Origin of the sequence: Acinetobacter variabilis (genome assembly GCF_000369625.1) — a bacterium.
GTDB lineage: Bacteria > Pseudomonadota > Gammaproteobacteria > Pseudomonadales > Moraxellaceae > Acinetobacter > Acinetobacter variabilis.
In genome coordinates, this window is record NZ_KB850113.1 from 1,014,403 (window position 1) to 1,027,449 (window position 13,047).

General features: G+C 42.9%; 10 protein-coding genes and 1 riboswitch. Of the genes, 2 read left to right on the forward strand and 8 right to left on the reverse strand.

The features are described from left to right. Window positions 1-75: 75 nt before the first annotated feature. From uca to F897_RS10610, 3 genes are read right to left on the reverse strand one after another with little or no spacing between them, the layout of a single operon-like run. Window positions 76-3,681 carry an urea carboxylase gene (gene uca, locus F897_RS10600; RefSeq protein ID WP_005235754.1) on the reverse strand — a complete coding sequence of 1,202 codons (3,606 nt, stop codon included), beginning with the start codon at window positions 3,679-3,681 and terminating at the stop codon, window positions 76-78. A 3-nt stretch (window positions 3,682-3,684) separates the two neighbouring features. Beyond that, window positions 3,685-4,338: an urea amidolyase associated protein UAAP2 gene (locus F897_RS10605; protein WP_005235755.1), complete on the reverse strand. Its 654-nt coding sequence runs from the start codon at window positions 4,336-4,338 to the stop codon at window positions 3,685-3,687. 15 nt (window positions 4,339-4,353) lie between these two features. Beyond that, complete coding sequence (locus F897_RS10610; protein ID WP_005235758.1) at window positions 4,354-5,100, reverse strand: urea amidolyase associated protein UAAP1; 747 nt, start codon at window positions 5,098-5,100, stop codon at window positions 4,354-4,356. Between the two features lie 30 nt (window positions 5,101-5,130). After that, window positions 5,131-5,236, reverse strand: a riboswitch (guanidine-I (ykkC/yxkD leader). Between the two features lie 190 nt (window positions 5,237-5,426). On the opposite strand from F897_RS10610, the gene F897_RS10615 reads away from it, so the two are divergent. Next, entirely contained in the window at window positions 5,427-6,137 is a 711-nt protein-coding gene (locus tag F897_RS10615) for an HAD family hydrolase (RefSeq protein WP_005235766.1), read from the forward strand. 67 nt (window positions 6,138-6,204) lie between these two features. Here the strand turns inward: F897_RS10615 and F897_RS10620 are convergent, their stop codons facing one another. The 5 genes from F897_RS10620 to F897_RS17740 all read right to left on the reverse strand — a co-directional run bounded on the left by F897_RS10620 (window position 6,205) and on the right by F897_RS17740 (window position 11,420). Continuing rightward, a complete protein-coding gene (locus tag F897_RS10620) occupies window positions 6,205-6,555 on the reverse strand; it encodes a hypothetical protein (RefSeq protein WP_005235768.1) in 351 nt (116 codons plus the stop codon). Window positions 6,556-6,813: 258 nt separating this feature from the next. Then, window positions 6,814-7,980, reverse strand: a complete 1,167-nt coding sequence (locus F897_RS10625; RefSeq protein WP_005235770.1) for a fatty acid desaturase family protein — start codon at window positions 7,978-7,980, stop codon at window positions 6,814-6,816. Window positions 7,981-8,020: 40 nt separating this feature from the next. After that, window positions 8,021-9,043, reverse strand: a complete 1,023-nt coding sequence (locus F897_RS10630; protein ID WP_005235772.1) for a flavin reductase family protein — start codon at window positions 9,041-9,043, stop codon at window positions 8,021-8,023. Window positions 9,044-9,362: 319 nt separating this feature from the next. Then, on the reverse strand, window positions 9,363-11,000 hold the full coding sequence (locus F897_RS10635) for a long-chain-fatty-acid--CoA ligase (RefSeq protein ID WP_005235773.1): 1,638 nt from the start codon (window positions 10,998-11,000) through the stop codon (window positions 9,363-9,365). A gap of 258 nt (window positions 11,001-11,258) precedes the next feature. Next, window positions 11,259-11,420: a hypothetical protein gene (locus F897_RS17740; protein ID WP_162835335.1), complete on the reverse strand. Its 162-nt coding sequence runs from the start codon at window positions 11,418-11,420 to the stop codon at window positions 11,259-11,261. Window positions 11,421-11,609: 189 nt separating this feature from the next. Between F897_RS17740 and F897_RS10640 the strand changes: the two genes are divergently transcribed. After that, complete coding sequence (locus tag F897_RS10640) at window positions 11,610-13,031, forward strand: aminotransferase-like domain-containing protein (RefSeq protein ID WP_005235775.1); 1,422 nt, start codon at window positions 11,610-11,612, stop codon at window positions 13,029-13,031. Window positions 13,032-13,047 lie beyond the last annotated feature (16 nt).

A 13,047-nucleotide genomic window follows, 5' to 3' on the forward strand; every position in this document is an offset into this window, starting at 1 on the left:
TGAATAATTCATATATTTTTGATTAGTATAGTAAAAAAACCGCCCTTACGGACGGTCTTTTATATTAATTACTTATCAAGCTACCGGCGCCAAGGTAAACAACACCTGCCCCGTTTTCACCGTCTGTCCTTTTTCAATGGTAATTGCATCTACACGCATACGCTCAGGCGCAATAATTGGAATCTCAATCTTCATTGCTTCAATCACGGCTAAGGTCGCACCTTCTTCCACAATATCACCCGACTGACATTCAATTTTCCAAATTGAACCCGGCATATGCGATTCCACCGCACAACCACCTTCAGGCACTTCTACACCTTCACCATCATCCACGGCATCTAGGCTTTCAGACACATATTCTGCAAGCCCTGCTTCATGCCAACGACGGCGTTCAGAATCAAAGTTTGCTTGTTGTACCGCTTTAAATGCAGAAATCGATTCCTGATGTTCCGTTAAGAAGTCGTTGTATTCTTTAAGGTTGAGTACACCATCTTCAATACGCAGTTTTAAACGACCTGCTTTAAAGTCCTCACGCATGTGCATGAGTTCAGCTTCAGACACTTCATAAAACTTAATTTGGTCAAAGAAACGTAATAACCACGGCATGCCTTGTTCAAAATCTGGGTTTTTACGGTAGCGTGACCACATTTGTGAAGTACGACCGACAAACTGATAACCACCCGGACCTTCCATGCCATAGACACACATATACGCACCGCCAATACCCACTGCATTTTCAGGTGTCCATGTACGTGCAGGGTTATATTTGGTGGTGACTAAACGCTGACGCGGATCAAGTGGTGTTGCCACAGGCGCACCCAAATACACATCGCCCAAGCCCATGACCAAATAACTGGCGTTATAGACCACATCTTTCACTGCTTGTTTATCTTTTAAGCCATTAATACGACGGATGAATTCGATATTGTCCGGACACCACGGTGCATCTGGGCGCACGGTTTGCATATAACGCTCAGTGGCAAGTTGCGTTTGTGAATCTTCCCAAGCCAGCGGTAAATACACAGTACGTGATGGCACTTGCATCTCGGTGACATCAGGCAATTGTTCTTCTGCGACTTGAAGCATGCGTAGTAAATCAATTTGATCGAGCTGGGTCGAATCAAAATGAATTTGCAGTGAACGAATACCCGGTGTTAGGTCAATAATCCCTTGAATATTTTGATCTTTGACCCATTGCATCAGCGCATGAATACGGAAACGTAGGTTTAAATCTAAAACCAACTCGCCATATTCAACGAGCATATAGTTGTTACCGGCAGGACGATACACCACATCAGGCGTGCCATTTTGACCTTTTAAAGTATCTAAAATGGCAGATTTCAACGTGCTGATTTCAGGATAGAACGACTCATCAAAAATGACTGCTTGCGTGTCTACCGCAGTTAATTGTGCATGATATTTTTCATTCAGCAATTTCGCTTGGTGATAGCTGACAGGTACAAATTTGACTTTATCACCAGCTTTAAGCTGACCCAATTTCCATAGTTCAGAATTAATCACCACCGCAGGACACACGAAACCACCGAGACTTGGACCATCTGGACCCAAGATAATCGGCATATCACCCGTGAAATCTATCGCACCAATGGCATAGGCATTATCATGAATATTGGATGGATGCAGACCTGCTTCACCACCGTCCTGACGAGCCCATTCAGGTTTTGGACCAATCAAACGGATACCGGTACGGCTTGAGTTAAAGTGAATTTCAAACTCGTTGGCAAAGAAAGTATCAATATCGTTTTTGGTAAAGAAATCCGGTGCGCCATGTGGACCATACATCACCGCAATTTCCCAAGAGTTTGAGAATGCAGGGATTTGGTCTTCGCTTAATGCTTTGACGTCATCGGATGTAAATGCCGTGATTGGAAGCATATCGCCAATGAGTAAATTACGCCCTGCATGACCACCAAACTGACCTAGGGTAAAGGTCGCTTGTGAGCCTAAATATTCAGGGACATTCAGACCGCCTTTAATCCCAATGTAGGTACGGCAACCTGTGGCGATTTTTCCACATTTAAGCACCTGACCTTTACGGACATTGACGGTTTGCCACATTGGGACAGACACACCATCCAAACTCGATGGCATATCACCACCTGCAAGCACGATTTGGCTATCACAATGGAATTTTAAGCTTGGACCTTGCAAGGTACATTCTAGGCCTGCAGTATTCGGTACATTACCCAACAGTTGGTTCGCCACATTTAAAGACAGCGGATCAATCGCACCTGATGGTGGCACACCGACATCCCAATAACCTAAACGACCTGTAACATCTTGCACGGCGGTTTGAATGCCTGCTTGTAGCACTTCAATTTTTTGGGTTTTCCAATCAAAAGTATTTAAAAAACGTGTGGTCTGTGTACCCGATTTAAATACATCGCAGTCGATAATGTTTTGTAGATATTCAAGATTGGTTTCAATGCCTGCCACTTGGGTTTTTGCGAGTGTATCGCTCATGGCTTGAATCGCTGATTCACGATCATCTGCCGTCACAATGATTTTGGCAATCATCGGATCATAGAACGACGATACGTTTGAACCAGTTTCGACCCAAGTTTCGTTACGTGCCTTATCATCAAACTCGACATAGGTCAGCAGACCAGCACTTGGCTGGAAGTTCTTGATTGGGTCTTCGGCATAGAGACGTACCTGAATCGAATGTCCTTTGGATTCCAGTTGCGCTGTTGGAGCCGTCCAGTCACCACTGGCAAGCGTTACCATCCATTCCACCAGGTCCACACTAAAGACTTGCTCCGTCACGCCATGTTCGACTTGCAGACGGGTATTCACTTCAAGGAAGTAGAATTCTTGCGTGTCAGTATCCATCACGAATTCAACCGTACCGGCAGAACGGTAGTTCACCGATTCCATCAGTTGAATCGCCACATTCTGGATATAGGCACGTTGCACATCGTTAATGTGCGGTGCTGGGGTTTCCTCGATCACTTTCTGGTTACGGCGTTGCACGGAACAATCACGCTCGCCCAGTGCAATCACCTTGCCTTGACCATCACCAAAAATCTGCACTTCGATGTGGCGGGCATTTTGTACAAATTTTTCCAGGTACAGACCTGCATCTTTGAAGTTGGCTTGTGCCAAATAAGACACGGTTGCATAGGCATCTTTCAGCTCAGCTTCATTCCAGACCAGACGCATGCCGATCCCGCCACCACCCGCAGTACTTTTAAGCATCACAGGATAGCCAATACGATTTGCTTCTGTTAAGGCTTCAGCTTCATCCGCCAATAACTGACTACCCGGAAGTAACGGTACATTGGCTTGAATCGCAAGTTCACGTGCAGTGTGTTTAAGACCAAAGGCACGCATCTGCGCAGAGTTTGGCCCAATAAAAGCAATGCCCTGTGATTCACACAGATCACAGAATTCAGCATTTTCAGACAAGAAGCCATAACCCGGATGGATCGCTTGTGCTCCAGTTTGTTTAGCTACCTCTAAAATTTTATCGACATTTAAATAGCTTTGGCTGGCAGGTGCTTCACCGATATACACCGCTTCATCGGCTAAAGTCACATGGAGTGAATCACGGTCTGCTTCTGAATAAACGGCTACAGATTGAATCCCCAGTTTTTTCAGGGTACGGATCACGCGGCAGGCAATCGCGCCACGGTTGGCAATCAGAACTTTATTAAACATGACTTAAGCCTCCTCGCCTTCACGCACAACCAGCTGGATTTGTGTCGGGTTGTAGGCATTACATGGGTTATTCAACTGCGGGCAGTTTGAGATCAGCACGATCAAATCCATTTCGGCCTTGATTTCCACATATTTGCCTGGTGCAGAAATACCATCATCAAATTTCAGGTGACCATCGGCAGTCACAGGCACATTCATAAAGAAGTTGATGTTTGGACCGATGTGACGCACGTTTAAGCCATGTTTTTTTGCCACTGGATGTTTTGCCAGCGCATACATAAAATTGTTACGGCAGCTGTGCATCGGGTATTTGTCATATGCATAACGAACTGTATTACTTTCACATGAACATGCACCGCCTAAAGTATCGTGACGGCCACAGTTATCATCATGAATTACGGCAATAGCGCGGCCAAAGTTGCTGTATAAAGTAGCGCCTTTTTCCAGATAAATCTGCTGGTTAATCGCCAGCGTATCGGTTGCGCTATAACGCTCTTCCGGATTTTTAGCCGAGATAAATAAGATATCGACTGCCTGATTCCCTTCCAAATCGATGATACGGAAATACTGTCCTTTTTTGACTTCGCACATCCATGCTTCACCGGCAGGACAGATTTCGCTAAGTACGGTTTTTTCGAATTGTTGTAGAACTGTCATAGTGATTCTCCTGCCTTAAACGTTAGAAAGTGCGTAGTAACGTGCGTTGTTCTGGAATGCACGCTGGTTCTGTGGACAGGAGTCGCGACAGATATCGGTTTCGCCTAAGCTATTGGCTTTAAACAAAGATAACTGAATGTCAGCTGGTTGATATTCCGCGCTGTTATCCAGACCATGTGGTGCCGCAGACAGGAACACCAGACAATCCATTTCAAAACGCAGTTCAATGATTTGATCAGTATTGTCTGAAGGCACATAAGACAATGCACCCGCATCATTTGGCGTAACTTTAGAGAATAGATTCACAGTCGCACTCAGGTCAGTCTGACCGAGTGAGAATTTAGATAATTCAATTAACAGACCATCTAAACCGCTTTGGTACATGTCATTGCGGGCATCCTGGAAGGTACGGATGCCAAACTGTTTTTCAATCTGTTCAGGACGGGATGGACCACAGAAGGTATCGTTCCAGCCAGCTTCATCTTTAACGATGGATGCCATTACACGACCCAGATCGGAATACAGCACATTCCCTGCGGTGAGGTATGCGGTATGCTGGCCTTTCAGACTGTCTGGCATGTTGTAACGTTCCAGTTTGTCTTCAGCATTAACACAGAACAGCGATACGTTGGCATTGGCACCGAGTGCCTTGAATTGCAAAACCGTACCTTTTTGAATGCGCCCGGACCAATGATGCCCTCCCGGCAGAATTTCAGTCCAAAGTGTTTGATTGTTATGGTACTTATTGTCTATTGCGCCCATGTGCATGACCTCTCTAAGGTTTTTGTTCCAACCTCCCGGGCTTTTATCCCTCCGTGTAGCTCAAATCGAGCCGTGAACTCTCGGTCTCAGGCGCAGTCTTTTAAACATGACTGCCGGAACCCTAGATCACTTTATGATGAGTAGATAAATGCAAATGACGTGCCAATTTGGTATTACGATTTTTATTATGAGTAATACTTAAAATGCTCAAAATAAGTTCATTTTAGGAATTTATTGATAAAAGCAATCTGGATATGCACCCAAACTGGACTTTTTATCTCTATCCAAAAACGGGATAATGGCGGTGAAAGAAAAATGGGGGTGACATGTTTAAAGATAAAAAGCTGGTGTGTTTTGACCTGGATGGAACCTTGATTGATTCAGTGGGAATCTGGAACCAGGTCGATGCTGCCCTGATTCAGGAATTGTCAGGGATCGAAGTCGGTCTGGATCAGATTCAGCAACAGCGTGACCTGCAACTGAAAGCCTTTAGACATATGCCCGATCCCTATTTGGAATATTGTGGCTATTTAAAAGACCTCTATGGTTTCAAGCCAAGCAAGGAAGAGGTTAAAAATCGCCGTTACGGTATTTCACAGCATTTTCTGGATCATGTGATTGAACTCAAACCTCAAGCTGAGCTGCTGATTCAAGCCTTAAAACAGCAAGGAATACAATTGGCACTTACGACTACCACCAGCTTATTCAATGTGCAGCGTTATCAGGACAATAATCAGAAGATTAATCAGAAAATCAGTTTTGATAATGATTTTGCGATTATTTTGACTCGCGAAAATGTTGAGAATATCAAACCGCATCCAGAAGTGTATTTAAATGCGCTCCAGCATTTTGAAATTGAAGCTAAAGATTGCCTGATTGTTGAAGATTCTTTAATTGGGGTGGAAGCTGCCAACAATGCGGGAATTGATGTAGTGGCAATTTACGACCAGTATTCTGCGCATGAAATGGATTTGATCAAAGCCAAGGCAGATTATTTTGTAGAAGATTTTGCTGGTCTCATAAAATTGGTGAACTAAAAAATGCCATGAATCTTCCCTGATCATGGCATTTTTCGTGTTATCTCTGAATGATTAGATTAGAGCATTATTTGGCTTTTTTATAGACGGAACCTGAACCGACCAGATTGCCAGTTTTTTCGTCAATCGCGAACTCAACGACACCTGTACCTGAATTAATCTGTAGCAGACCATTATCAGCGACTGAAGCAGGCATTGGATTTTTCTTGTCGGTTTTGCCGCTTTCTTTATCTTTAATGGTATTGGTAATGAAATAGTTTTCACCATTTTTGGAAATCACCAGGATATTTTCCAATTTAGGGTTTTCCAGTGTATTTTTCCAGTTCCCCTGATAATCTGGTGCTGGAGTTTCCGGGGTATTACACGCGGTTAACAGCAATAACAGTGAGATGCCTGAAAAATATTTAAGATATTTCAAAACTGAGACCTTGAATGCTTGAATGATAGAGCGCGGCCATTATAAAAAGAACCTCCTTGAGGTAAACGCTTAGCTTGTAGGCGAAGCGTTTCAGCCGTAGTAAATCTGTCCCGGCTTCGTCATTTTTTGAAAAACATCTTCATATTTCATTCATAAATTCCTGTGAACTGAGCACTTTTTAACAGATAAAAAAATCCTCAATAGACCATCCAAATCTATTGAGGAGTACCAAATTGGATAATAGAGAAACCCTAAAAATTAATTTACAAGCTTAGATTTAAAGTAACGAAACACCGATTTAACTGCATGAGTTTTTTCTGCAATTTGCTGATTCCATTCATTTGGCAGAGAGCAATTCGCCAGTCTGACCCATACAGTCGAGAACTGCTTCACAAAGCTGGCTTCGTTATAGTGAATCCCGTACTCGGCACATAAGGCTTTGATTTTTGGTGCTACTTCGGCATAACGGTTTGCTGGCATATCGGGAAACAGGTGATGCTCAATCTGATGGCTTAAATTACCACTCAGAATATGCAACCAGTTCGCCCCACTGAAGTTGCTCGAACCACGGATCTGACGCAGATACCATTCTGCACGGGTTTCATTGTCGGTATTGTCCATTTCAAAGATTTCTGCATCTTCGGTGAAATGTCCATTGAAGATCACCGCAGACGCCCATAGGCTACGAATCACATTGGCAACCGCATTCCCGGTAAATACTGGAATCGCATTTGGACCGGCAATAATCGGGAAAAATACATAATCTTTCAGGACCTGACGGCGCATTTTTTTGCGTAAAAGTGCTGCTTCTTCCCAGACCTGTTTCCAGGTTTTGGTTTTATAGACAATTACATCTTCCAGATGCAAACGCTGTACACCCACATACCATTCAAAGAACACCATCAACTGAATGGTTAAAGGAATATTCCAGATAAAACGTAGTTCCCACGGCTGAGATTCACTGACACGGATCAGACCATAACCGACATCATGATCCATACAGACAATATTGGTATAAGTGTGGTGAATATAGTTATGGGTGTATTTCCAGTCATTCCCAGTGGAAATAGTATCCCAATCATAAGTAGAACCATTCAAACTTGGATCATTCATCCAGTCGAACTGGCCGTGCATTACGTTATGGCCAAGTTCCATATTTTCCACGATTTTCGAGATACCCAATAAGCCTGTGCCCGCTAACCATACTGGTGGCAACCAGCCTGCAAACATCAACATGCCGCGGGAAGCAATCTCGCTATAACGTACAAAATTACGGATTTTATAAATATATTCTGCGTCTTTCTCGCCCAAATCTTCCATTATTTCACGGCGGATAGCATCAACCTTGGCGCCGAACTCTTCAACCTGTTCCGGGCTTAGAAATTGAGATTTACTGTGTTTTTTAAAATCAATTTGCATATTCATGGGAGCACCTTCTTATTCGTTTAGTAATGGTTAAAATAGCTTATAAATTAATCACCACAGGACTGACGGCCTGTGAAATACAAAGTTTGACTGGAGTATTGCTGCCGTGGTCGATCTCACCCGTTAGCATGTTTTTCACCGAACCGCTGACTTTGGTACATGAGCAAGTATTACAAATGCCCATACGACAACCATGCGCTGGACGAAGACCCGCCTGTTCTGCACTTTCCAGCAGATTAGATTCTGCCTGGAATTCCTGCTGCGATCTTAAAAATTGTACAGGCTGTGCTTTCACTTTTTCATCCATTGCAATCTGGAAATATTCAGAATGAAAGCTGGATTTCACCGCCAGTTTATCGGCAATTTTGAGTGCAGTTTTCATCATTCCCGCGGAACCACAGGCATAGATTTCACGCTGTTCAAAGTCTGATACCAGCTTGTTTAGCAATTGCTGGCTCAGATGCTGCTTATGCTCGACTGTATTAAAATGATGATATTTCAGATGAGGATGCATCAACGCCAAGGTTTTGATCTCGGCATGAAATGCATCATCACGAGTGAAATAGATCAGGTCAATCCGATGCTGAAACTGCACGACTGCTTTTTGCAATAAGGAATAAATTGCTGTAATGCCACTGCCTGATGCCAGAAACAGAATCGGTTTAGGAGAGTTTAATAAGGTAAATTCGCCCTGTGGCTGAGACAGCTCGACCACTGCATCCAGTTGCAATAAAGTTAGGGCACGCGACACTTTACCTTGCTGCTTGACTGCAATAATCACATCACCATTTTTTAAAATGGTCACAATAGAATAATGACGTTGATGACGAACTCCATCCAGACGCAGAGTCACCGCGATATTTTGACCGGCCTGAAATGACCCGCGGTTAAAGTTATAATTTGGACGTAACTGGATTTTAAAAAAGTCAGGGCTGACCGCCTGAATATTCACGACCGATGCTTTGACTTTTTTGAGTGCCCAGGTTGGATGGATTTTTTCACCAACAAAATCAATGAAATCTTCACGAATCCAATGCGGCTTGTAGGTTGTCATACTTGTCATTTTTATCCCCCTCTATTCCGCAGACAGCATTAATATACAACTGTCTATTTATTATGTAGTCTAGAATAAAGAATTCTGAAGCTCACACCATGTCAATGTAGGTCAAATTATGTGTTTAAAAACCATTGTTGAGCTTTTTGTAAGACAATCCTAGCCAGAAAGTGCTGTTAAAACTGTATGAACTGAATAAATTGCTTTTTTGGTCTGTATATTTTGAGCAAAAACACATAAAAAAACTGACCTCTATATAAGAGATCAGTTTCTGTTTTAAATATTGGGTGAGTTAAAAAGGCAAAAATTTACCTTTAAAAAAAATAGCTTAACCTACGGCCTGTTCCAGCAAGATAGAACCATAAAGTTCACGCAGGTCTTTTTTCAGCATCTTGCCGGTTCCACTTAATGGAATAGAATCTACAAAAATCACGCGATCCGGGATCTGCCATTTTGCGACCTTGTCCGCATAGTAATCCAGAATTTCGGCTTCACTCACATGACTCTCTGGCTTTTTAATTGCAATTAGAACGGGACGCTCATCCCATTTAGGATGCTGTGCCGCAATCACGGCAGCCATGGCAATTTCAGGATGTCCCATGGCCATATTTTCAAGATCGACTGAAGAGATCCATTCACCGCCTGACTTGATCAGATCTTTGGAGCGATCACACAGCTTCATAAAGCCATCTTCATTTAAGGTAGCAATATCTCCGGTATCAAACCAGCCATCTGCTGTGAGTGCAGATTCTTCCTTGCCAAAATAATGATCAATGATCCAGTGCCCTTTAATTTGTAGATTCCCTATGGTTTCACCATCTCGGGCAATTTCCTGAGTTCCTTTTTCTTCATCGGTTAAACGTAAATCAACGCCAAACGGTGGACGACCTTGAGACAGACGAATCTGCATTTTTTCTTCATCCGCCAGATCAAGGTGTTTGGTTTTTAGCTGATTGGCACTACCGAGTGGGCTGGTTTCAGTCATCCCCCAGGCATGAATGGTTTCGCAGTTAAACTGCTCTTTAAAGGTTTTCAGCATCGCCGGTGGACAGGCAGAACCACCGACCACATTCCGTTTCAGGCTTTCCAGTTTTGAACCACTTTGCTGGGCAGCCGCAATCAGCCCTTGCCAGATCGTTGGAACGCCTAAAGCTACAGATACTTTATACGTATCAATCAGATTGACCAGACTGGCTCCATCCAGGCCCGGCCCCGGCAGCACCAAGGTACAACCGACCATGGCAGCGGCATATGGGGTTCCCCAGGCATTGACATGGAACATTGGTACCACCGGCAGCATGATGTCACGCGCTGCTACATTCAGAGAATCCGGCATGATAATGGCGTAACTATGCAATACTGTTGAACGATGACTATATAAAACCCCTTTTGGATTTCCGGTCGTACCGGAGGTATAACACAGTGAACTCGCTGTATTTTCATCCAGTTCAGGCCAGTCAAATTCTGCAGATTGCTGGGCAAGCAAATCATCATAAAACTGAACTTCCGGAATGGCTTCACGAATCGCGGAATCTTCAGCATCCAGACAGATATACTGTTCTACAGTTTTTAATAACGGTTTGACGGCTTTAATCAGAGGTGCAAAGGTTTTATCAAACAGCAGTATCCGATCGGCAGCATCATTGATAATAAATACCAGCTGTTCCGGAAATAAGCGCGGGTTAATGGTATGGCAAACCAGTCCACTTCCCGAAATGGCATACCAAGATTCTAGATGTCGATGATTATTCCAGGCAATGGTTGCAACCCGGTCGCCGAGTGTCAGACCGAATTGCTGTAATACATTGGCAAAACGTTTCGAGTTTTCCCGGATTTCTCCCCAATTAGTCTTTTTAATGCTGGTATCAGTATTTTTAGAAATGATCTCGGTATCGGCATGATAGCGGCCGGCATGTTCAATCATGCTGCTGATCAGTAAGGGCTGGAACATCATATTTCCGAGCATGCTTCACTCCTTTATCCTTGCTATTTGTCCATCTGTTATATCGTTGTTATTTCTGTATGATGTGCTGGCAAAAAGCCTGTATTCATTTTTATCATTAAACAGTCTGAATCTAGCAAGGAAATCTGACTTTGTGAGTATCAAATTGTGACAAAGTCATAAAGTGGATGCAGAAAAAAAGCAGAAAATAAAACTGGTAATGTGTGCCATAAAAAAGCCCCAATTTAGATTGGGGCGATGATAGTGTTCAGGGAGAGAATTTTAAAAGCCGCTCATCATAATTTTGTCTGCATTTACTACAAAGATAACACCTAGGCAGAATAAACCGGCATAAAGTGCAAACCAGAGAATCATCTTCTTGAATGCTGCATCAGAAATACTGCTATCCGCATATTTTGGTGCTTTGTTGTCTTCTGAATTCATATGATCACCCATAGGTTGGTCTGGCGTTATGAGCTTTATTATCAGCAGACCTAAATTAGCTGTATAGATACAATATTCATTAAAAAAAATATAACAGTTAGCCACTGTTTTTCTTCATTTGTTATATTTTAACAACTTATTCATAATATAATCCTGATTATATTAGTACAGTTTAGATTTTATTTTCTTATGTTCAAATCTGAAAAGCTGGCCCAGAATATTCGCCAGATGATTGAAAATGGCGCATGGAAGGCGCATGACAAATTACCTTCATTGCGGGAACAGACTGAACTGTCCGGCTATAGCCTGATGACGGTACTTAATGCCTATCAGGTGCTTGAATCGCAAGGATTAGTCTATGCCAAAGATAAATCTGGCTACTATATTGCGGAGCGACCTCAAACCTATAACAGCAAAGAACCTGCGGTACAGATTGGCTTAAATTCCAAAATTAAAATCAACTCTGTGGTATTTAATTATTTAAAGTCACTGCAAACCCCAAATATTGCGCCTTTTGGTTCAGCTTTTCCAAATGCTGAACTGTTATATAACAGCCGGTTTATGCAGATTCTGGCGCAGCATAGCAAAAGAAAAAGCAGTTATAGCCATCAAAATCATATGCCACCGGGTAATCAGGAATTACGCCAACTGATTGCCAACCGCTATCAGTTACAAGGCATAAACTGCACTTCGGATGACATTGTCATTACTTCTGGTGCATTGGAAGCCCTTAATCTGTCTTTACAGGCTTTGACTCAACCTGGTGATTTTATCCTGCTGCAGCAAACCATTTTTTATGGTGCCTGGCAGGCGGCTGAACGTTTAGGCCTGCAAGTCATCACAATCCCTGAGCATTCACAGTTTGGTTTTGACCTGGAATCATTTGAACAAGCACTTAAACAGTACCCGATCAAAGTTTGCTGGCTGATGCTGAATGTGCATAATCCGATTGGCTTTACGGTAAATTCAGAGATCAAGCAAAGAATTGGGGAACTGTTGAATGAATATCAGGTATATCTGATTGAAGATGATGTCTATCAGGAACTCAATTACGGTGCTCATAAACCGGTTTCCGTAAAATATTTTGATCAGCATCAACGGGTATTGCACTGCTCTTCATTTTCCAAAACCTTGGGCATGGGTGCGCGGGTCGGCTGGGTTTTCGCTGGCCCATTTTCTGATGCAATCCAGCATTTACAGCTCATGAGTACTTTGACTGTTAGTCCGCTATTACAAAATGCACTGGTCGATTTTCTGTCCCATCATCATTATGAAAAGCATTTGCGCCATTTAAAACAGCAGCTGGAAAAGTATAAGCAAAAGTTTTATCAGGAACTCAAAGCGCGTTTAGATTCAGTCTGTGAAATTTATTATTATTCTAGTGGGTATTTTCTCTGGATCAAATTGCCGGAACAGCTGGATGGCCAGGTTTTATATGAACAGCTGATTCAGTATAATATTGCCATTGCTCCTGCTTTGCTGTTTAAACCGGAACATACTAGCCAGAATTATATTCGCCTGAACTGTTCATTTGACTGGACCTCTGAGATAGAAAATGCTGTCGATGTGCTGGCAAAGATGATCCTGAATCATGCAAAAAGCGTGGATTAATTCATCCACGCTTTAG